Annotated in this window: 21 protein-coding genes; 18 read left to right on the top strand and 3 right to left on the bottom strand. The window is 68.3% G+C overall.

Annotated features, from left to right (window positions below):
• The first annotated feature begins 77 nt into the window (after positions 1 to 77).
• Both KY49_RS31390 and pssA read left to right on the top strand, forming a co-directional pair.
• Positions 78 to 1031, top strand: coding sequence for an IclR family transcriptional regulator (locus tag KY49_RS31390; RefSeq protein ID WP_042588196.1), 954 nt, complete (start codon positions 78 to 80; stop codon positions 1029 to 1031).
• A gap of 86 nt (positions 1032 to 1117) precedes the next feature.
• Positions 1118 to 1744 (top strand): CDP-diacylglycerol--serine O-phosphatidyltransferase, encoded by a 627-nt coding sequence (gene pssA / locus KY49_RS31385; RefSeq protein ID WP_042588873.1) that lies wholly within the window; start codon positions 1118 to 1120, stop codon positions 1742 to 1744.
• 61 nt (positions 1745 to 1805) lie between these two features.
• Here the strand turns inward: pssA and KY49_RS31380 are convergent, their stop codons facing one another.
• On the bottom strand, positions 1806 to 2885 hold the full coding sequence (locus KY49_RS31380) for a porin (protein ID WP_042588195.1): 1080 nt from the start codon (positions 2883 to 2885) through the stop codon (positions 1806 to 1808).
• A gap of 436 nt (positions 2886 to 3321) precedes the next feature.
• On the opposite strand from KY49_RS31380, the gene KY49_RS31375 reads away from it, so the two are divergent.
• From KY49_RS31375 to KY49_RS34715, 16 genes are all read left to right on the top strand, one after another.
• Entirely contained in the window at positions 3322 to 3639 is a 318-nt protein-coding gene (locus KY49_RS31375) for a non-heme iron oxygenase ferredoxin subunit (RefSeq protein WP_042588194.1), read from the top strand.
• 3 nt (positions 3640 to 3642) lie between these two features.
• On the top strand, positions 3643 to 3954 hold the full coding sequence (locus KY49_RS31370) for a recombinase-like helix-turn-helix domain-containing protein (protein WP_042588193.1): 312 nt from the start codon (positions 3643 to 3645) through the stop codon (positions 3952 to 3954).
• Positions 3955 to 3998: 44 nt separating this feature from the next.
• Complete coding sequence (locus KY49_RS31365) at positions 3999 to 5069, top strand: aromatic ring-hydroxylating dioxygenase subunit alpha (protein ID WP_042588192.1); 1071 nt, start codon at positions 3999 to 4001, stop codon at positions 5067 to 5069.
• Positions 5062 to 5832 (top strand): SDR family oxidoreductase, encoded by a 771-nt coding sequence (locus KY49_RS31360; protein ID WP_042588191.1) that lies wholly within the window; start codon positions 5062 to 5064, stop codon positions 5830 to 5832. The genes KY49_RS31365 and KY49_RS31360 overlap by 8 nt, the downstream gene beginning before the upstream one ends.
• A gap of 26 nt (positions 5833 to 5858) precedes the next feature.
• Positions 5859 to 6386, top strand: a complete 528-nt coding sequence (locus KY49_RS31355) for a cupin domain-containing protein (protein WP_042588872.1) — start codon at positions 5859 to 5861, stop codon at positions 6384 to 6386.
• Positions 6387 to 6404: 18 nt separating this feature from the next.
• Entirely contained in the window at positions 6405 to 7307 is a 903-nt protein-coding gene (locus KY49_RS31350) for an alpha/beta fold hydrolase (protein WP_042588190.1), read from the top strand.
• The gene (locus KY49_RS31345) at positions 7304 to 8155 is read left to right on the top strand and encodes an IclR family transcriptional regulator (protein WP_042588189.1); all 852 of its coding nucleotides are present in this window, start codon (positions 7304 to 7306) and stop codon (positions 8153 to 8155) included. Before KY49_RS31350 ends, KY49_RS31345 begins: the two co-directional genes overlap by 4 nt.
• A complete protein-coding gene (locus tag KY49_RS31340; RefSeq protein WP_042588188.1) occupies positions 8155 to 8952 on the top strand; it encodes an SDR family oxidoreductase in 798 nt (265 codons plus the stop codon). Before KY49_RS31345 ends, KY49_RS31340 begins: the two co-directional genes overlap by 1 nt.
• The gene (locus KY49_RS31335; RefSeq protein WP_042588187.1) at positions 8945 to 10612 is read left to right on the top strand and encodes a thiamine pyrophosphate-binding protein; all 1668 of its coding nucleotides are present in this window, start codon (positions 8945 to 8947) and stop codon (positions 10610 to 10612) included. The genes KY49_RS31340 and KY49_RS31335 overlap by 8 nt, the downstream gene beginning before the upstream one ends.
• Complete coding sequence (locus KY49_RS31330) at positions 10605 to 11438, top strand: aspartate dehydrogenase (RefSeq protein WP_042588186.1); 834 nt, start codon at positions 10605 to 10607, stop codon at positions 11436 to 11438. The genes KY49_RS31335 and KY49_RS31330 overlap by 8 nt, the downstream gene beginning before the upstream one ends.
• 22 nt (positions 11439 to 11460) lie before the next feature.
• The gene (locus KY49_RS31325; RefSeq protein ID WP_042588185.1) at positions 11461 to 12951 is read left to right on the top strand and encodes an aldehyde dehydrogenase; all 1491 of its coding nucleotides are present in this window, start codon (positions 11461 to 11463) and stop codon (positions 12949 to 12951) included.
• An 18-nt stretch (positions 12952 to 12969) separates the two neighbouring features.
• Complete coding sequence (locus tag KY49_RS31320) at positions 12970 to 13932, top strand: VOC family protein (protein WP_042588184.1); 963 nt, start codon at positions 12970 to 12972, stop codon at positions 13930 to 13932.
• Entirely contained in the window at positions 13929 to 15170 is a 1242-nt protein-coding gene (locus KY49_RS31315) for an NAD(P)/FAD-dependent oxidoreductase (protein ID WP_042588183.1), read from the top strand. The genes KY49_RS31320 and KY49_RS31315 overlap by 4 nt, the downstream gene beginning before the upstream one ends.
• A 30-nt stretch (positions 15171 to 15200) precedes the next feature.
• Complete coding sequence (locus KY49_RS31310) at positions 15201 to 16607, top strand: MFS transporter (protein WP_042588182.1); 1407 nt, start codon at positions 15201 to 15203, stop codon at positions 16605 to 16607.
• 230 nt (positions 16608 to 16837) lie between these two features.
• Positions 16838 to 17893, top strand: coding sequence for a NucA/NucB deoxyribonuclease domain-containing protein (locus KY49_RS31305; RefSeq protein ID WP_042588181.1), 1056 nt, complete (start codon positions 16838 to 16840; stop codon positions 17891 to 17893).
• Between the two features lie 105 nt (positions 17894 to 17998).
• Positions 17999 to 20008: an SMI1/KNR4 family protein gene (locus KY49_RS34715; RefSeq protein ID WP_063840505.1), complete on the top strand. Its 2010-nt coding sequence runs from the start codon at positions 17999 to 18001 to the stop codon at positions 20006 to 20008.
• 97 nt (positions 20009 to 20105) lie between these two features.
• Here KY49_RS34715 and KY49_RS31295 read toward each other — a convergent pair whose 3' ends face one another.
• Positions 20106 to 20480, bottom strand: a complete 375-nt coding sequence (locus KY49_RS31295) for a VOC family protein (RefSeq protein WP_042588180.1) — start codon at positions 20478 to 20480, stop codon at positions 20106 to 20108.
• 78 nt (positions 20481 to 20558) lie between these two features.
• Positions 20559 to 21191 carry a LysE family translocator gene (locus tag KY49_RS31290; protein ID WP_042588179.1) on the bottom strand — a complete coding sequence of 211 codons (633 nt, stop codon included), beginning with the start codon at positions 21189 to 21191 and terminating at the stop codon, positions 20559 to 20561.
• Positions 21192 to 21389 lie beyond the last annotated feature (198 nt).

Here is a 21389-nt window from a genome sequence, read left to right as displayed (position 1 = left end):
CGCTGAGGTAGCATGGCTGAATCTCCACGCTGATCCATGACCCGTTTCGTGATCGATTTCCTTCCGTCCATCTGCACATGGACAACCCAACGATGAGCGGCGCGACCAAACCCCCTGCCGCGAAGGCGCGGCCGTCGCGCCGGGCCGCGGCCGAGCACGACGCGCCGGAACCCGTCGCGGCCGGCGACGACGAGCCGGCCGGCGGCGCGCCGTCCTACCTGGTGCCGGGCCTCGAGCGCGGCCTGCGGATCCTGGCCGAGTTTTCCGCGCGCGAGCCGGTGCTCGGCGCGCCCGAGCTGTCGAAGCGCATCGGCATTCCGCGCACGACGACGTTCCGCCTGCTGCAGACGCTCGAAGCGCTCGGCTTTCTCGAACGCGTGAACGGCGACCGCCATTTCCGGCTCGGCGTCGGCGTGCTGCGGCTCGGCTTCGAATACCTGAACTCGCTCGAACTGACCGATCTCGGCACGCCGGTGCTCGAACGGCTGCGCGATACGACCGGCCTGTCGACGCATCTGCTGATCCGCGACCAGCGCGATGTCGTGTTCGTCGCGAAGGCGCAGAGCCATGCGTCGATGTTCGGCTCGGTGAAGGTGCACGTCGGCACGCGGCTGCCCGCGCACGCGACCGTGCACGGCCACGTGCTGATGGGCGACCTCACGCGCGATGCGCTGCGCCAGCTCTATCCGGAAAAGCGTCTCGAGCAGTTCACCGAGCGCACGCCGGGCACGGTCGACGAGCTGTACGAGCGCGTGCGCCACTACGCGCGGCTCGGCTACGCGGTCAGCGAGGCCGCGTTCGAAGCCGGCATCTCGGCCGTGACCGCGCCGGTGCGCGACCATTCGGGCTCGATCGTCGCGGCGATCACCGCGACGGTGCCGCGCTCGGAGATCGGCGAGGCCGGCGAGAAGGAGCGCCTCGTCGAAGCCGTATGCGGCGCGGCGGTCGACCTGTCGCAACGGCTCAACTATCGTCCGCTCGAAAGCGATCCGACGTTCGCGCACGCGCGCCACAAGGTCGCGATGTTCTGATGCGCGGCCGGCGCGGGAACGCCGCGCGCGAGCAGCGCGAGCGGGGCCGCGCCGGCATGGCGATCCCTGGAAATTTCGTGGAAACGATGAACAAGACCAAACCCGTCCGGCGCTTTTCGATGATCCGGGAATTCCACCTGGCTGACTGGTTCACGCTCGGCAACGCCGTCTGCGGCACCAGCGCCATTTTCTCGATCATCTCGTACATCGCCACCGAAGATGTGCTGCACGTGTACTACGCGGCCGGCCTGATCGTCGCCGCACTGGTATTCGACATCCTCGACGGCAGGATCGCGCGCTGGCGGCAGAAATCGTCGGCGCTCGGGCGCGAGCTCGACTCGCTCGCCGACGTCATTTCGTTCGGCGTCGCGCCGGCCGTCATCGGCTACGGGTGCGGGATGCGCGGAATGGTCGACCGGTTCCTGCTCGTCTACTTCGTCGCGTGCGGCGTGTCGCGACTGGCGCGCTACAACGTGACGGCGGAAGCGCTGTCGCAGGAAACCGGCAAGGTGACGTACTTCGAGGGCACGCCGATTCCGACCTCGATCGTCATCGTGCTGATGCTGGCCGTCGCCACCTATTACGGCGGGATCGGCCCGACCATGTGGCTCGGCGAGATCGCGACGCCCGGCGGGCTCTTTCATCCGCTGACGCTGGTGTTCGGCGTGTCGGGCTCGCTGATGATCAGCCGCATCCGCATTCCGAAACCCTGACGGCCTGCAGCCGCTCCGGCACGCGCGGTCGCGCGCGGCCGCGCGACGCACGGCCACCGCGTCAGAACGAGTGGTGGATCCCCGCCAGCACGACGACCTGATTCGCCGTGCTCGACACGCCGGCCGTGAAGAATGCCGCCTTCGCGCCGCCCGACGCGTGTTCGACGAGCACGTTCGCATAGAGCTGCGTGCGCTTGGACAGCGCGTAGATGTCGCCGAGCTCGAGCTGGGTCCAGCGCCGGCCCGACAGCGTCGACGTCGCCGCGCCGCCCGCGATCGTGTTGAACGGGCTGGTGCGGTAGTTCACGCCGGCGTCGTAGCTCTGGAACGTGTCCGAGTGGCCGTTCGACTGCATCTTCGTGCGCGTGTAGAGCCCGTGCACGAGGAAGTCGCCGAACTGGTACGACGCGCCCGCGCCGATGTTCTCCACCTTGCTCGCGAGATAGCCGTTCGCGGTGTTCTGCCCCTGGAAGTTCGCGATTCCGGTCTGGCCGATCAGGATCGAGCGGTCGTGCTCGCTCGAATAGACGGCCGACGCCTTGAACGGCCCGTTCGCATAGTTCAGCGCGACGCCGACCGACTTGCCGGTCGAGAAGTTCGTCGTGTTGCCGAGCGCCATCACCGCCGCCGCGCTGAAGCCCGCGAAACTCGGCGAGCGGTACTTGACCGCGTTGTTGTACGGCACGTTGCCGGTCGCGGCGAGGCCGTCGATGTTGCCCGGATGGAACGCGTACCAGCTCGCCGCGAGGTACGCGGTGCTGAGCGGGTCGAGATAGTCGAACGACAGCGGCGTCTGGCGGCCGAGCGTCAGCGTGCCGTAGCGCGCGGAATCGATGCCGACCCACGCGGCGCGGTTCCAGATCGTGTTCGCGGTCGCGAACTGGCCGTTGTTCGTATAGAAGCCGTTTTCGAGCTGGAAGATCGCCGACAGGCCGCCGCCCAGGTCTTCCTTGCCCTTCAGCCCCCAGCGGTCGGGCTGCGTATTGCCCTGGATCATTGCCCACTTCGCGTGGCCGCCGACGTTGTTCACATAGGCGACGCCCGCATCCGTGCTGCCGTACAGCGTCACGCTGCTCTGCGCCCACGCGCCGGACGCGACGCCGAACCCGACGACTGCCGCCGCTACTGCTTGCTTGACCATTTGATCTCCTTCCTGACGCTCTCGCTCGAATGAATACGGGGCGGGGTGCGCGCATCGGCCGACCTGCCTGCTGCGCACATCCACCGCAAGACGGGCATTCTTATGTTCCATACAAGGAACAATGTGCCTCTGGTGGAATGAAGTATAGGGCGACGGAAAATGCGGAAAAAAATAAATTTATCGGGTCGAAGCAGCGGGCGGAGATGGCCGGCGTTGCGGAGGCGCGCTCTGACATGGCCCGTAAATCCGCGAAACATAGGCGGATTTCCGAGACTTCAAGCCTGTCGAGTCGATCGCCGACCCGCTGGTCAGTATTTTCCCTAGGACGCACAGCTTTTTATTTTTCTCCCGGAAAGTCGCTCCTATAATCACCATCCATAAACTGCTGTTCCGGATATGGAACAAATCAAGCGTCGATCAGAAGGAAGGGTGACAGATGTCTGAACAATGGATTTGCGCCGGGCATGCCGGCGCGCTGTCGGAAGACGCGCCGATCGAGTTCAAGCGGACCGACGGCGTCGAGATCGGGATCTATCGCGTCGGTGACGAGGTGTACGCGCTCGAAAACGTATGCCCGCATGCGTATGCGCTGCTGACGCAGGGCTTCGTCGACGACGGCACCGTCGAGTGCCCGTTGCACGAAGCCGTGTTCGACATCCGGACGGGCCAGTGCCTGAAGGGGCCGGGCGGGCGCGCGCTGAAGCAGTACGCGGTGCGCCTCGCCGGCGAGGAAATTCAGATCAAGGTGGAGTAACCGATGAAAGAAGCGACCGTGAACTTCAATCCCTTCCTGAAGCCGTGGGTGGCGCCGCAGCCGAACAACGTCGCGGGCAAGGGGCAGATCGAGATCCCGGGCCGGGTCGAGAACCGGGTCTGGCAGACCCGCAAGGCCGAGCCGACGCAGTACGAGAACGATCTCGGCGACGCGCTCGAACGCGTGTTCGAAGCCGGCGCGACCGAGCTGGACGACGTCGTCGCGGGCCTGAACCGCATCGGCTTGCGCACGCCGGACGGCGCGCCGTGGACCGCCGAGCGCTTCTGCGCCGAGATGGCCGCGCTCGCGGAATGACCCGCACGCCCCGCCCAGACGACAACCGCATCCGGAGCACATCGATGACGTCCCCCGCACAACCAGCATCCCAACACGACCCGGTCCGCGACTATCTCGACCGCGGCATCAAGAACTACTGGTATCCCGTCGCGCCGAGCTGGCAGGTGTCGAACGCGCCGGTCGGCCTGACGCGCCTGAATGAGCAGATCGTGCTGTGGCGCGACCAGGACGGCCACGTCCATGCGCTCGAGGATCGCTGCCCGCACCGCGGCGCGCGCCTGTCGCTCGGCTGGAACCTCGGCGGCAACCTCGCGTGCTGGTATCACGGCGTCGAGGTCGACGGCAGCGGCACGGTCAACCGCGTGCCGGCCGTGTCGAACTGCCCGCTCGAAGGCACGAAGTGCGTGAAGTCGTATCCGGTGCAGGAACGGGCCGGCGCGATCTTCCTGTGGTTCGGCGACGACGCGCATGCCGAACCCGCGCCGCTGAACCTGCCGGAAGAACTGGTCGCCGGCGAGTACGCGCACTTCCTGTGCATGTCGAACTGGACGTGCAATTACCAGTACGCGATCGACAACGTGATGGACCCGATGCACGGCGCATACCTGCACGCGACGTCGCACTCGATGGCCGAAGGCGACAAGCAGGCCGACATGCGCGTGCGCAAGACGGAAACGGGCCTGGTGTTCGAGAAGACCGGCCAGCGCGACGTGAACTTCGACTGGGTCGAGCTCGGCGAAACCGGTTGCCTGTGGATGCGCCTCGCGATTCCGTACAAGCAGAAGTTCGGCCCGGGCGGCAACTTCGGGATCATCGGCTTCGCGACGCCGGTGGACGACGACCACTGCCAGGTCTATTTCTGGCGCACCCGCAAGGTCAGCGGCTGGCAGCGCGACGTGTGGCGCTTCATGTACCGCAACCGCCTCGAAGGCCTGCACTGGGACGTGCTCGAGCAGGACCGCTACGTGCTCGAAAGCCTCGCGCCGAACGCGCGCGATCACGAATACCTGTACCAGCACGACGTCGGCATCACGCGCGTGCGCCGGATGCTGCGCCAGCGTGCGCAGGAGCATCTGTCCGCGCTCGATGCGCATCGCGCGGCGCACGCCGCGTCGGAGTCCGCTCATGGCTGACCAGGCTCCGGTCGTGTCGCTCGCCGGCCGGCGCGTGCTCGTCACCGGCGGCGCGCGCGGTCTCGGCGCGGCGTTCGTGAAGGCGCTCGTCGCCGCCGGCGCGCAGGTCGCGTTCGGCGACGTGCTGGCCGACGAAGGCCGCGCGCTTGCCGCGCAGCTCGCGGCGCAGGGCCACGCCTCGCATTTTTTCGCGCTCGATCTCGCCGATCCGGCCAGCGTCCACGCGTTCGTCGCGCAGGGCGCGGCGGCGCTCGGCGGCATCGACGGCCTGATCAACAACGCGGCGATCACGAACTCGGGCGGCAAGCTGTCGACGGAGCTCGACGTCGCGACCTGGGACGCGGTGATGAACGTCAACGTGCGCGGCCTGTGGCTCGCGAGCAATGCGGCGCTGCCGTACCTCGCGCAGTCGGGCCGCGGCGCAATCGTGAACCTTGCGTCGGACACCGCGCTGTGGGGCGCGCCGAAGCTGCTCGCGTACGTCGCGAGCAAGGGCGCGGCGATCGCGATGACGCATGCGCAGGCCCGCGAATTCGGCGCGCACGGCGTGACGGTCAACGCGATCGCGCCGGGCCTCACCGAAGTCGAGGCCACCGCCTACGTGCCGGCCGAGCGCCACGCGTATTACCAGCAGGGCCGCGCGCTGGCGCGCGCGCAAGTGCCCGACGACGTGACGGGGCCCGTGCTGTTCCTGCTGTCCGATGCCGCGCGCTTCGTGACGGGTCAACTGCTGCCGGTGAACGGCGGCTTCGTAATGAACTGATGGTTTCCATGCTCAAGGAGATGACGATGGCGGACGCCGATATCGAACGCAAGTCGTGGGATCAACCGGAAAGCGCGAGCTTTGCCGACTGGATGGAAGGGCGCGTCGCGCGCTACGCGACGCGGCGCTACGACTGGGACGCGCTGAAGTTCCAGGCCGATTACGACCCGAAGTATCGCCGTGCGCAGATGCGTTACGTCGGCACGGGCGGCACGGGCGTCGCGAAGGACGTCAACACGGTGCCGGCCGGCAACTTCACGTTCTCGACGATGGTGATCCCGGCCGGCAACATCGGCCCGAGCCACATCCACGTCGACGTCGAGGAAATCTTCTTCGTGCTGCGCGGCAGGATGAAGGTGATCTGCGAGCGCGACGGCGAGACCTGGGAAGCGATCCTCGGCGAGCGCGACCTGATTTCGGTGCCGCCGGGCGTGTATCGCACGGAGATCAACATCGGCGAGGAAGACGCGCTGATGTGCGTGATGCTCGGTTCGCCGAAGCCGATTACGCCGACGTATCCGCCGGATTCGCCGCTCGCGAAGATCAAGCGTTGAGCGCAGGCAGGTGAAGCGATGAGTGTCATCGACAAACGTGAACGCGACCGCGAGCGCATCGCGAGCTTCGCAGCGCTGCTCGAGCGGTTTCCCGAGCAGCGCTCGCCGGCCGGCGCGACGGGCACGATCGGCTACCGCGCGGCCGGCGCGCAGCATGCGGGCCGCACGCTCCCCGTCGTGCTGCTGCACGGGATCGGCTCGGGCGCCGCGTCGTGGGTGCGCCAGCTCGATGCGCTCGGCGCTTCGCGGCGCGTGTTCGCATGGGATGCGCCCGGCTACGGCGCGTCGACGCCGGTGCACGGCGCATCGCCGGCCGCAGCCGACTACGCGGCATCGCTCGCCGCGTGGCTCGATGCGCTCGGCATCGACCGCTGCGTGCTGGTCGGTCATTCGCTCGGTGCGATCGTCGCGGGCGGCTTCGCCCGCGTGATGCCGGAGCGCGTCGCCGGGCTGCTGCTGATCTCGCCCGCGGGCGGCTACGGCAGCGCGCCGGCCGAGACGCGCGCGTCGCGCCGCGACGCGCGGCTCGCGATGCTCGACGAACTCGGCCCGGCCGGGCTCGCCGCGCAGCGCAGCGGCAACATGCTGTCCGGCTTCGCGAGCGAGGACGCACGTGCGTGGGTGCGCTGGAACATGGCGCGCATCGTGCCGGCCGGCTATGCGCAGGCGACGCACTTGCTCGCGAACGCCGATCTCGCGTCCGACCTCGCGGGCTTTCGCGGCCGCACGGCGGTGGCCGTCGGCGCGAACGACGCGATCACGCCGCCCGCCGCGTGCGAGCGGATCGCGGCGGCCGCGCACGTCGGGCTGCAGGTGATTCCGCAGGCCGGACATGCGGGCTACGTCGAGGCGCCGGCCGTCTATTCCGCACTGATCGACGCGTTCTGCCGTCAGTGCGACCTGCAGCGGGGGCTGGCATGAGCGAACCGCTGCTGAATGAAAACGACGGCGCGAAGGGCGAAGCGAACTACGTGGTGCCGGGCCTCGAACGGGGCTTGAGGATCCTCGCGGAGTTCTCGCCGCGCGAGCCGGTGCTCGGCGCGCCGGAGCTGTCGAAGCGGCTCGGCATTCCGCGCACGACGGTGTTCCGGCTGCTGCAGACGCTCGAATCGCTCGGCTTCCTCGAGCGCGCGGACAAGGACCGCAACTACAAGCTCGGCATCGCGGTGCTGCGGCTCGGCTTCGAATACCTGAGCTCGCTCGAGCTGACCGATCTCGGCCTGCCCGTGATCGAAAGCCTGCGCGACGCGACCGGGTTCACGACGCACATCGTGATCCGCGACGGCCGCGACGTGGTGTTCGTCGCGAAGGCGCAGAGCCAGGCGCCGGTGTTCAGCTCGATCCGGGTGAACGTCGGCACGCGGCTGCCCGCGCACGCGACCACGCACGGCCACGTGCTGATGGGCGACCTGTCGCTGGGCGAGCTGCGCGCGCTGTATCCGGAACGCACGCTGAACCGGATGACGAACGCGACGCCGGACACGGTCGATGCGTTGTACGAAATGATCCGCGAGGATGCGTTGCGCGGCTACGGCGTCAGCAACTCGTCGTTCGAGCGCGGCATCTCGGTCGTCACCGCGCCGGTGCGCAACGACACGCAGAAGATCGTCGCGTGCATCACGGTGACGGTGCCGCGCCCGGAGATCGACGCGGCGCTGATCGCGGACGGCCTGATCGACAAGGTGCAGCGCGCGGCGGCCGAACTGTCGCGGCGGCTCAACTACCGCTCGGACGACGAGCACACGTTTCTGAAGGCTTTGGGGTTGTGATGATCCAGATCGATTTGACCGGACAGGTTGCGGTGGTGACGGGCGGCTCGTCCGGCATCGGGCTCGCGACGGCCGAACGGTTCCTGCAGGCGGGCGCGTCGGTCGCGATCTGCGGCCGGGACGGTGAGCGGCTGGCGCGCGCCGAAGCCGGGCTGCACGCGAAGTACCCGGGCGCGCAGCTGCTCGCCGAACGCTGCAACGTGCTCGACGAAAGCGACGTCGCCGGCTTCGCGCAGGCCGTGCACGCGCGCTTCGGCCGCGCCGACATGCTGATCAACAACGCGGGGCAGGGCCGCGTGTCGACCTTCGCCGATACGACCGACGACGCGTGGCGCGACGAGCTCGAACTGAAGTACTTCAGCATCATCCGCCCGACCCGCGCGTTCCTGCCGATGCTGCGCGACGCCGCCGCGCCGAGCATCACCTGCGTGAACTCGCTGCTCGCGCTGCAGCCGGAGCCGCACATGGTCGCGACGTCGTCGGCGCGCGCGGGCGTGCTGAGCCTCGTGAAGTCGCTCGCGAACGAGCTCGCGCCGCAGCGCATCCGCGTCAACTCGATCCTGATCGGCATCGTCGAGTCGGGCCAGTGGCGCCGCCGCTACGAAGCGCAGGCGCAGCCTGGCGAAAGCTGGGAAGCGTGGACGGGCGCGCTCGCCCGCCGCAAGAACATTCCGCTGAACCGCTTCGGCCGGCCTGACGAGGCCGCCTGGGCGCTCTTTTATCTCGCAACGCATCTGTCGTCCTATACGACCGGCAGCCATATCGACGTTTCTGGAGGCTTTGCACGCCATGTCTAACAAAATCACGGTTGGCGAGCTGATTGCCGCCTTTCTCGAGCAATGCGGCGTGAAGACCGCGTTCGGGGTCATCTCGATCCACAACATGCCGATCCTCGACGCGATCAACTCGCGCGGCAACATCCGCTACGTCGGCGCGCGCGGCGAAGCGGGCGCGGTGAACATGGCCGACGGCCTCGCTCGCGTGTCGGGCGGCCTCGGCGTCGCGTTCACGAGCACCGGCACGGCGGCCGGCAACGCGGCCGGCGCGATGGTCGAGGCGCTGACCGCCGGCACCGCGCTCCTGCACGTCACCGGGCAGATCGAGACGCCGTACCTGGATCAGGATCTCGCGTACATCCACGAAGCGCCGGACCAGCTCACGATGCTGGGCGCGATCTCGAAGGCCGCATTCCGCGTGCGCACCGTCGAGACCGTGCTGCCGACGATCCGCGAAGCGGTGCGCATCGCGCAGACCGCGCCGACGGGCCCGGTGTCGGTCGAGATTCCGATCGACATCCAGGCCGCCGAAATCGACTGGCCCGACGACCTCGCGCCCGCGCACGTCGCGGTGCGCGAGCACGACGGCGCGCGGGTCGCGAAGCTCGCCGACGCGCTCGCGCACAAGCGCCGTCCGCTGCTGTGGCTCGGCGGCGGCGCACGCCACGCTCGCGCGGAAGTCGAGCGCCTCGTGAAGCTCGGCTTCGGCGTCGTGACGAGCGTGCAGGGCCGCGGCGTGCTGCCTGAAGACCATCCGGCGACGCTCGGCGCGTTCAACGTGCACGCGGCGGTCGAAGCGTTCTACAAGACCTGCGACGCGCTCGTCGTGGTCGGCTCGCGCCTGCGCGGCAACGAGACGCTGAAGTACAAGCTCGCGCTGCCGCAGCCGCTGTTCCGCGTCGACGCCGACGCGCTCGCGGACAACCGCGGCTATCGCAACGACCTGTTCATCCACGGCGACGCGAAGCGCGTGCTCGCCGAACTGGCCGATCGGCTCGAAGGGCGTCTCGCCGTCGATCCGCAATTCGCGGCGGACCTGGCGGCGGCGCGCGAGCAGGCGGTCGCCGACGTCGCGAAGGGCCTCGGGCCCTACAAGCAGCTCGTCGACACGCTGCAGGCCGCGGTCGGCCGCGACTACAACTGGGTGCGCGACGTGACGATCTCGAACAGCACGTGGGGCAACCGGCTGCTGAAGATCTTCGAGCCGCGCGCGGGCGTGCATGCGCTCGGCGGCGGCATCGGCCAGGGGATGCAGATGGGGATCGGCGCGGCGCTCGCGGGCGCGGCGGCGAAGACGGTCTGCCTCGTCGGCGACGGCGGCCTGATGGTCAACGTCGGCGAACTCGCGACCGCCGTGCAGGAAAACGCGAACGTGATGATCGTGCTGATGAACGACCAGTGCTACGGCGTGATCCGCAACATCCAGGACGCGCACTACGGCGGCCGCCGCTGCTTCGTCGACCTGCACCAGCCGGATTTCGCGCAATTCTGCGCGAGCCTCGGCCTCACGCACTACCGGATCACGTCGCTCGACCAGGCCGAAGGCGTCGTGCGCGACGGCCTCGCGAAGCAGGGCCCGGTGCTCGTCGAAGTGGACATGCTGTCGGTCGGCTCGTTCGCGTCGGCGTTCGCGGGCCCGCCCGTCAAGAAGGAAGCGCCCGAGGAGCGGCAATATGCATGACGCGCACGCAAACGCGCACAGGCATGCGCCCGTCGACGTCGCGATGATCGGCTTCGGCGCGATCGGCGCGGCCGTCTATCACGCGGTCGAGCACGACGCGTCGCTGCGCGTCGGGCACGTGATCGTGCCCGAGCATCAGCGCGAAGCGGTGCAGGGCGCGCTCGGCGGCGCGGTCGAGGTCGTGTCGTCGGTCGATGCGCTCGCGCATCGCCCGCAGTTCGCGCTCGAATGCGCGGGCCACAGCGCGCTCGTCGATCACGTCATGCCGCTGCTGAAGGCCGGCACCGACTGCGCGGTCGCATCGATCGGCGCGCTGTCGGATCTCGCGCTGCTCGATGCGCTGTCGCAGGCCGCCGACGCAGGCAACGCGACGCTGACGCTGCTGTCCGGCGCGATCGGCGGGATCGACGCGCTGGCCGCCGCGAAGCAGGGCGGCCTCGACGAGGTGCTGTACGTCGGCCGCAAGCCGCCGCTCGGCTGGCTCGGCACGCCGGCCGAGGCACTGTGCGACCTGCATGCGATGGCCGAGGAGCGGGTGATCTTCGAAGGCGCCGCGCGCGACGCGGCGCGGCTGTACCCGAAGAACGCGAACGTCGCGGCGACCGTCGCGCTCGCGGGGCTCGGCCTCGACCAGACGCACGTGCGCCTGATCGCCGACCCGGCCGTGACGCGCAACGTGCACCGGATCGTCGCGCGCGGCGCATTCGGCGAGATGTCGCTCGAGATGAGCGGCAAGCCGCTGCCCGACAACCCGAAGACTTCCGCGCTGACGGCGTTCAGCGCGATCCGCGCGCTGCGCAACCGCGCGGCCCGCTGCGTGATCTGAACCGGCCGAGGACGCAACCGACATGACTGCATTCGATTCTTCCCTCGTGCCGAACGGCGAGATCCTCGTCGGCGGTGAATGGCGCAACGGCCGCGGCGCGAAGACGCCGAACTTCTATCCGGCCGACCAGTCGCTGAACGCCGAGATCCACATGGCCGACGCGGCCGATGCGAACGAAGCCGTCGAGGCCGCCGACGCCGCATGGCGCAAGGCCGACTGGGCCGGCCTCAAGCCGCACCAGCGCGCGACGGTGCTGTACCGCATCGCGGAGCTGATCAACGCGAACCACGAAGGGCTCGCGCAACTGCAGCGCCGCGACAACGGCAAGCCGATCAACGAGACGCGCGCGCTCGTGACGAGCGCGGCGAACACGTTCCGCTACTTCGCCGCGTGCGCGGAGACGATGGAGGAGGAGCTGACGCCGTCGCGCGGCGATTTCCTGACGATGAGCGTGCACGAGCCGCTCGGCGTCGTCGCGGCGATCACGCCGTGGAATTCGCCGATCGCGTCCGACGCGCAGAAGCTCGGCCCCGCGCTGGCCGCCGGCAACGCGGTCGTGCTGAAGCCCGCCGAGGTGACGCCGCTCGCGTCGCTCGCGCTCGCGCGCCTCGTCGAGCAGGCCGGCGTGCCGCGCGGCGTCGTGTCGGTGATCCCCGGCAAGGGCTCGGTGGTCGGCGACGTGCTGGTGCGCCATCCGCGCGTGAAGAAGGTGTCGTTCACCGGCGGCACCGAAGTCGGCCGCGGCATCGCGCGGCTCGCCGCCGACAAGCTGATGCCGCTGTCGCTCGAGCTCGGCGGCAAGTCGCCGACGATCGTGTTCGACGACGCCGATCTCGATCACGCGGTCAACGGCGTGCTGTACGGGATCTTCAGCTCGTCGGGCGAATCGTGCATCGCCGGCTCGCGGCTGTTCGTGCAGCGCGGGATCTACGACGCGTTCGTGTCCCGGCTCGTCGAAGGCGCGCGCAAGCTGCGCGTCGGCGATCCGGCGAGCGAGCGCACGCAGATGGGCCCGCTGATCACCGGCCAGCACCGCGAGTCGATCGAGCGCTACGTCGCGCTCGGCCGCGACGAGGGCGGCCGCGTGCTGTGCGGCGGCGAGCGTCCGGCGGGCGACGGCCGCGAGCAGGGCTTCTTCTACCTGCCGACGATCCTCGACGGCCTGACCAATCGCGCGCGCATCTGCCAGGAAGAGATTTTCGGCCCGGTGCTCGTCGTGCTGCCGTTCGACGACGAAGCATCGCTGGTCGCCGAAGCGAACGACAGCGTGTTCGGCCTCGCGGCCGGCATCTGGACCCGCGACTACAAGCGCGCATGGCGGATCGGCCGCGCGCTGGAGACGGGCACCGTGTGGATCAACACGTACAAACAGTTCTCGATCTCGACGCCGTTCGCCGGCTGGAAGGAGAGCGGGATGGGCCGCGAGAAAGGGCGCCTCGGCATCCGCGAGTACCTGCAGCAGAAGAGCCTGTACTGGGGCTTGAACGACGCGCCGCTGCCGTGGGCGAACTGAGCGAAGGGGAATCACGCAATGAGCATTTTGGGCATCGAGCAGATCACGTACGGCGTCGACGACCTGGCGACCTGCCGGCGCTTCTTCGCCGACTGGGGGCTCAAGGAAGTCGCGCACGACGACACGCGCGCGCGCTTCGAGACGATGAACGGCTGCACCGTGCTGGTCGTCAGGGCCGATGATCCGGCGCTGCCGCCGGCGTTCGAAGCGGGCCCGACGCTGCGCGAAGTGACGTGGGGCGTCGCGACCGCCGCGGAACTCGACGCGCTGCGCGGCAGGCTCGCGGGCCAGCCCGGCTACTACGCGCACGACGATGCGGTCGGCTGCATCGATCCGAACGGGATGGCGATTCGCATCGAGGTCACGCGCAAGCGCGCGCTCGACGTGAAGGGCTCGCTGTCGAACGTGTGGGGCGAGACGCTGCGCGTCGATACGCCGAGCACGATCTACGAACGCGCGGAGCCGGTCGAGGTCGGCCACGTCGTGTTCTTCACGAACGCGCTCGACGCACAGGAAAAGTTCTATCACGAGCTGCTCGGCTTCGAGACGTCGGACCGCTATCCGGGCCGCGGCGCGTTCATGCGCTGCGCGCCGCACGGCGGCCATCACGACCTGTTCCTGCTCGCGCTGCCTACGGGCAAGCGCGGCCTGAACCACGTCGCGTTTACGGTGCGCGACATCCACGAGGTGTTCGGCGGCGGAATGCACATCGACCGCTGCGGCTGGGCGACCCAGCTCGGGCCGGGCCGGCATCCGGTGTCGTCCGCGTACTTCTGGTACTTCCAGAACCCGGCCGGCGGCCTGATCGAGTACTACGCGGACGAAGACGTGCTGACGCCCGACTGGCAGCCGCGCGAGTTCGAGCCGGGCCCGACCGTGTTCGCCGAGTGGGCGGTGGACGGCGGCCTCGACGGCAACACGCGCCGCCAGAAGCATGCGAAGGCGCCGGAAGGCAAGTTCATGACGGAGCGCAAATCATGACTGACGCAACGAACGAAGCCGGCGCGGTGCAAACCGTCGTCGTGATCGGCGGCGGGCAGGCTGCGGGCTGGGTGCTCAAGACGCTGCGCGCGGAAGGCTTCGCGGGGCGGCTCGTGATGATCGCCGACGAGCCGCACCTGCCGTACGAGCGCCCGCCGCTGTCGAAGGCCGTGCTCGCCGGCGATGCGCACATCGAGACCGTGCGCGTCGTGCATCCCGATGAATTCGCGGCGCTGAACATCGACGCGTGGCAGCCGGAGCGCGCGGCGTCGATCGACCGTGCGCGCCGCGTCGTGCGCACCGAAAGCGGCCGCGAGGTCGAATACGATCGCCTCGTGATCGCGACCGGCGGCACGTCGCGCCGCCTGCCGGCATCACTCGTCAGGACCGCTAATCTGCACTACCTGCGCACGCTCGACGACGCAGCCGCGCTCGGCGAGAAGCTGCGCGCGTGCAGGCGCGTGCTCGTGATCGGCGGCGGCTGGATCGGGCTCGAAGTCGCGGCGACCGCGCGCAAGCTCGGCGTCGAGGCCGTCGTCGTCGAAGGCGCGCCGCGCCTGTGCGGGCGTTCGGTGCCGCAGCTCGTGTCGGACTTCCTGCTCGACCTGCATCGCGGCAACGGCGTCGACGTGCGCCTCGGCGCATCGCTCGTGTCGCTCGACGCGCAGCCGGACGACGCGTCGAAGGTGCGCGCGACGCTCGCGGACGGCACGACGATCGACGCCGATTTCGCGGTGGCCGGGATCGGCCTCGCGCTGAACACGTCGCTCGCGACCGACGCGGGGCTTGCGGTCGACGATGGCATCGTCGTCGACGAATTCGGGATGACGAGCGACGCGGCCGTGTTCGCGTGCGGCGACGTCGCGAACCACCACAACGGCTGGCTCAAGCGCCGCGTGCGGCTCGAATCGTGGGCGAACGCGCAGAACCAGGCGATCGCGGCCGCGAAGGCGGTGCTCGGCGTGCGCGCGCCGTACGCGGAGATTCCGTGGTTCTGGTCCGATCAGTACGACGTGAACCTGCAGATCCTCGGCGATCTGCCGGCCGATGCGCAGCTCGTCGTGCGCGGCGAGCTCGCCGCGCGGCGCGCAACGCTGTTTTTCGTGGGCGACGGGCATGTGAGAGGTGTCATCGCCGTCAACAACGCGCGCGAGCTGAAGCTCGCGCGCAAGTGGATGAACCAGGGCCGGGCAGTGGATACGGAAGCCCTGGCAGACACGAGCAAGGCACTGGCCTGACCGGGCGACGAGACCAAGGAGATACTCCGCATGAGCACTTTCGACAACGTCGTGGCCGGCAGGGCCGCGATGGACACGGCCGCCACCACGCCCGGCGCGATCATCGCGAGGCTGGAACGGCTTCCCGCCAACGCGATGCAGATCCGCGCGCGCGTGCTGATCGGCGCCGCGACGTTCTTCGACGGCTTCGACGTGATCACGATCGCCGCGACGTTGCCGCTGCTGATTCACAAGTGGGGGCTGTCGCCGAACCAGGTCGGCCTGCTGATCGCATCCGGCGCGATCGGCCAGTTGATCGGCGCGTTCCTGTTTCCCGCGCTCGCGGAGAAGCACGGGCGCGTGAAGGCGATCGCGTGGAGCTCGGCCGTGATCGGCGTGACGAGCATCGCGTGCGGCTTCGCGCCGACCTTCGAGGTGTTCGTGCTGCTGCGCATCCTGCAGGGGCTCGGCCTCGGCGGCGAGCTGCCGGTCGCGGCGACCTACATCAACGAGATCACGCGCGCGCATGGCCGCGGCCGTTTCGTGCTGCTGTACGAGATCGTGTTCCCGATCGGCCTGCTCGTGTCGATGGCGCTCGGCGCGTGGCTCGTGCCGCGCTTCGGCTGGGAGATCATGTACTTCGTCGGCGGCATGCCGCTCGTGCTCGCGCTCGTGCTCACGCGTCTCGTGCCGGAATCGCCGCGCTGGCTCGCGTCGCGCGGGCGGCTGCCGGAAGCGGGGCAGGCGCTCGGCGTGTTCGAGGCGTCGGTGAAGGGGCCGCTGCCGCCTGCGCCCGTTACGCAGGCCGCCGCATTCGACGAGATGGTGCGCCAGCATCCGAAGCGCCGCATGATCGACCTGTTCAGCGCCGCATACCGGAAGCGCACGCTCGCGGTCGCGACGCTGTGGGCCACCTGCGGCTTCATCCAGTACGGGCTGTCGACGTGGCTGCCGACGATCTACAAGAACTTCTATCACGCGCCGCTGCAGCTCGCGCTGAATCTCGCGGTGATCGGCTCGGTGATGGGCGTGCTCGGGTCGCTCGCGTCCGCGCTGCTCGTCGACCGGCTCGGCCGCAAGCCGGTGATCGTCTGGTCGTTCGTGTTGTGCGCGCTGTCGCTGGCGCTGGCGGGCGTCTATCACGCGGCGTCGGTGTACGTCGTCGCGACGTTCTGCTCGCTGTCGCTCGGGTTGATGGCGTCGGGGTTCATCACCGCGTATGTGTATACGCCGGAGCAGTATCCGACGAGCATTCGCGCATCGGGATGCGGCCTCGGCAGCGCATGGCTGAAGATCGCGTCGTTCGTCGCGCCGATGGTGGTGCCGCACGCGATCATCGGCGGCGATTTGAGCCCGGCGTTCTACCTGCTGGGCGTGGTGCCGCTGATCGCCGCGGTCACCGTGCATTTCGTCGGGATCGAGACGAAGGGGAAGGTGCTGGAGGCGCTGGAGGCATAGGCACGGACGATTCCGCGCCGGGGTGAAACTTTGACAGGTGCGGCTCCCGAACGCGGGAATAATCGGGAATTATTACAATCCTGTCATTGTTAACGGTTTGCTTTCAATAAGTGGGGTGATAATTTCAATTCTCCTTTAAACGGAAATCGATAAATAGAAAAAGGAGAAGATGAATGAATGGAGTCATACGACGGGGCTTGATCGTCGTCAGTGCATGCTGGCCGTTATTCATGTCTTCGGCGCACGCGGGGGGCGCGCCCGACGTGTCGCCCATTTGCACGTCGGTATTCCAGGAGACCAGCGACAACTCCCTGCTCGGTCGCGGATCGCATTGCCAGAAGTCGGAATCCTTCGAGCGGGTGCTGATTGGAGACGACAACAGCGAGACCGGCCGGGTCCGCATCGACGCCTACACCTATTCGGATAATCCGCTCAACCAACTGTCGTGGCAGGTTCGGTTCCGGTTCCGCACGACGACCCTGTCCGGCAATGGCGGCGGATTGCAGATCAAGCCGGTCGTCGAATGCGGGTCGCAGTGCACCGTGTCGCCGAGCGCCGGCGTAGGCCTCGTGCCGGGCGGCCTGTCCGGCGAAACGATCGTCACCATCACGCCGAACATGAGCGGGGGCAATCCGCTGTATGTGCGCCCGTATGTGGAGTACCGGATCGTGAAGACCGGCGACTCGTTCGAGAACGGTTCGAGCCTGACCACGCATTCGGGCATGAGCTACGTGCCCGAGTTGCGCTGCGACGTCGGCCTCGCGAAAAGCGGCACGCAAGGATGCATCTACTGGAAGGCGCCGGCGGTGATGCGCTCGGTCAAGACCAACAACCCGGATGTCGACGAATCCGCGAAGCATATCAAGGAGGCGCAGGCGCAGGGGTTGCCGGGCAACTTCGTGCCGCGTGACGACGGCACGATCCTGCCGGGGTCGGACTCGCGGGCGCTGACGCGCACCCGCGACGCAGCGCTGCGCGCCAGCAATCGCGATGCGTCCAAGCAGCAGTGCATTGCGCAGTACGGCCGGGTCACCGGACAATGCACGTTCACCGGCGATTCCGACGAAACGCCGAGCGATTGCGATTGCGACGAGTATCCGTTCGCGGCAACCAACCAGGGCGCGGCGGGCGGCAGGTTCTCGGTCAAGCGCATCGACGCCAGCGACAATCGTCGCGCCGGCGCGTTGCTCGGCAATTTCTTCAGCGCGCAGCGCGTGCTCGACGGCGACGAGTTCTACGTCGACGTCGAACCGGGCGGTGCCGTTCCCACGTCGAAGCGGCGCTGATTCGCCACGCTGCAGCTGATCGAACGCGCGCATCATCGGGCTGCTTGCCGATGATGCGCGCGCCCGTAGTGTATTGACATGACGATGACGAACGAGCTTTTACCGATGCCGGCATGGCTGGCCGACGCCTATCGCCGTTGCGCCGACGCCGTGCCGGGCGGCATGCGCGTCGAGACCGTGCCGGTCGAGCACGCGTGCGGACGCGTGCTCGCGCAGGCCGTGACCGCGCCCGAGGCGCTGCCGCGGCTTGCGCTCGCGGCGATCGAAGGCTATGCGCTGCGCGCGATCGACGCCGCTCACGCATCGTCCGCGCGGCCGGCGACGCTGAACGTGCGCCGGCGCTATCCGATCCTGATTCATCGCGGCGGCGATCCGGCGGCGCGTGCGCTGTCGGCGGGCGATGCCGAATGGCTGCCGGCGCTCGCGCCGTTGCCGGCGCATGCGGACACCGTGGTGCCGCGCTCGCGCAATCGCGCGCCCGACGGGCAGCAGCATGCGCGCCTCGACCTTGACGCGCCGCCGGTCGAGGGAGAGGGCGTGATCGCGCGTGGCGCGGATTACGCATGTGATGCGCTGCTGCTCGACAAGGGACAGCGCATCGGCGCGGAACAGCAGGCGCTGCTGATCGCCGCCGGCGTGCGTACGGTCGAGGTCAGCCGGCGGCCGCGCGTGTGCGTGGTCGTCGCGAGCTACGACCTCGTGCCGTCTGCCGGTGAGCGGCAGCCGTGGCAGCGTCCCGACGCGAACGGCCCCTATCTGTGCGCGCTCCTGAAGCAGTGGGGCTACGACGCGTCGCTCGAATATGTCGCGCCGCCCGACATGACCTTGCCGCCGCTGGCGTCCCGCGATGCCGAGCTGGCGTTTCGCCGCCAGCTTGCCGCGCTTGCGCAGCGCTACGACCTGCTGGTCGGCACCGGGGTGCTGGCGGACGATCCGCACCAGGATGCCGCGCTGAACCGGTTGCCGGTGTTTCCGGTCAGCGAGGCGCGCGTGACGCTGCCGCAAGTGCGTGGCGCGCGCTTCAATTTCGGCCGCAGCGAGGATCGTTCGCCGGCGCAGCGCCGGACGTTCGAGTTGACCGATGCGGCGGGCCGGCCGCGCGGGTCGCGCGTCGTCACCTATTTCGACCAGGCGACGCTCGTCAACCTGCCGGGCTATCCCGGCGACGTCGCGATCCTCGCGCACACGATCCTGCGACGGCTGATCGATCTGCTGGAATTTGCCGACATGCCGGGACCGTACTGGGAGACGGGCGTACTCGGCGCGCCGACGTCGCGCGATCCGGCGCGGCATGACCTGCGCTGGGCGACGCTCGCGACGGGGGCGGCGGGAGAACCGGTCGTGACGCCGCTCGCGGGCGAACGGGCCGATGCGCTCGGCGCGCTCGCCGGAGCCGATGCGCTCGTCGCGATCGAGTCGGGGGCGACGCCGCTGGCAGCGGGCTCGCCGGTATTGTTCATGCGGCTCGACCAGTCGCGCCGGCCGGTGCGCGCTGGGGGGGACGCTGCGCTAGCGGCTCGATCTCCGTCGGTGGATGTATCGCATGCGGCAACGCCTGATTCAGCACGCACGGATGCGACGAGCGCGGCCGTCGCGCCATCGCCGGACGACACGATCGCGGCGGCCTGGGCGCGTCTCGACGCCTGGCGGCGCACGCTGCCGGCCGATGCGCCGGAGCCATTTCGCGGGCCGGCGAGCGACGACGATCTGCGCGCGCTCGAGGCGGGGCTGGGCGTCGCGTTGCCGGAGGCATGGCGCATGAGCCTGCGATTGCACGACGGACAGGAAGCGGGGCGCACCGAGCCGTTTGCCGGCGAGACGCTGCTGTCCGCGCGGCAGATCCTCGCGCAGTGGTCCATCTGGCGCGATCTGGTCGTGCGCGGCGATCTGGCGGACTGCGAGGGCGAGCCTGAACCGGGCATTCGCGGCGACTGGTACAACCTGAAATGGATTCCGCTCACGCACAACGGCAGCGGCGATCATCTGTGCGTCGATCTCGACCCGGACGAGGGTGGGAGGATCGGGCAGGTGATCAGGGTGTGGCACGACAGTCCCGAGCGCGAGCTCGTGGCGGAGGGCGTGGGGGAATGGTTGGCGCGTGGGGTGCCGGGCTGACGTGCGGCTGGGGGGCGGCGAAAAAATGGAAGCCGGCGTTTCGTCGGGGCGATTTCTCGACGAAATCCGGTTCGGTTGGCGGGGCTCGATGGAAGGATCAGCCCTCGGGTGCGTGGCAAACCACTTCGATGTTGTGCCCGTCCGGACCAATGACGAACGCTGCGTAGTAGTTCGCGTGGTAGTGCGGGCGCAGGCCCGGCGCACCATTGTCTTTCCCGCCCGCCTCCAGCGCCGCACGATGGAAAGCTTCGACTTGCCGGCGATTCTCGGCCACGAACGCCAGGTGAAGATGCGCGGGCTTCTCGTCGGCCTGGTACAGGCACAAGGAAGCTTTGCCCTTCGGGCTAAGCTCGACACCGTACGTCGGCGGCCCCTCCGAGGCAATCGCTATGCCGAGCGGTTCGAGTGCCTTGAGGAAGAACGCTTTGCTCGCTTCGTAGTCGCTGACTCCGAATTTGACGTGGTCGAACATGGTTTTTCCTGACGTGGGTGTCGCTTGCCGATTCGGCCGTTCAAGTGCCGAATGTCATCGGCCGCGTCCGAGAATCCGTTAAGCGGTGTGACGCCGATACATGGCCAGGGACCCCGCGAGCACAACAAGGACAGCACCGCAGGACCGTTCCAGCCATAGCGCTCCCGACTCCTTCAGCAGGCGAATTGCTCGCGCGCCGAGCAGCGAATAGCCGAACATGATCAAGCAATCCAGCATCGCGAACGTTATCGCGAGTGCTGCGTACTGCGGCGCAAGTGGCGCGGACGGCGTGATGAACTGGGGCAAAAATGCGGAGAAGAACAGATACCCTTTCGGGTTGGTGACTGCGGTAAGGAAGCTTTTCAGGAAAATCGCCGAGTTGTTTTCGCGGCTTGTTTCACCCTGCGTGCTCGCGAGGTTCAATGCCCCCTTTGACATCAATAGCTTGACGCCAATGTACGCAAGGTAGACCACGCCGACCCATTTGACGACGGTGAACCAGAACGCCGACGCCGCCAGCAGCGCACCAAGACCCAGCGCCACCGCGAAAATCAGCACGAAGTCGGATGCGACCGCGCCGGCAAACCCATAAGCAGCGCGACGAAGGCCATAGCGGGAGCCATTGGTCAGCGCCAGCAGAACCGTCGGTCCAGGAGTGGCGATACCTACAAAGGCTACAGCGGCAAAGATCAGCAACGTACTTTCATGCATGGCGCTTCTCTCCGGCGGAATGGATGGGATAGATCACGTGGCTGCCAAGTATAGCGCTGCACTATCACCTGCCGGTCGCAGTCGTTCGCAACCCTCTCCGTTGCGACGGCAATTCCGCGAGATTATCGCAAGCGGACGTTCACGAGGTAATCGGCAATGGCGGCCTTGGCCGAACTCCGACGGTCTGCCCCGCGTGTT

This window comes from Burkholderia sp. MSHR3999, from assembly GCF_000833595.1.
GTDB classification, from domain to species: Bacteria; Pseudomonadota; Gammaproteobacteria; order Burkholderiales; family Burkholderiaceae; genus Burkholderia; species Burkholderia ubonensis.
Note: the sequence above shows the minus strand (reverse complement) of the source record. Positions and strands in the feature narration are given on the sequence as shown.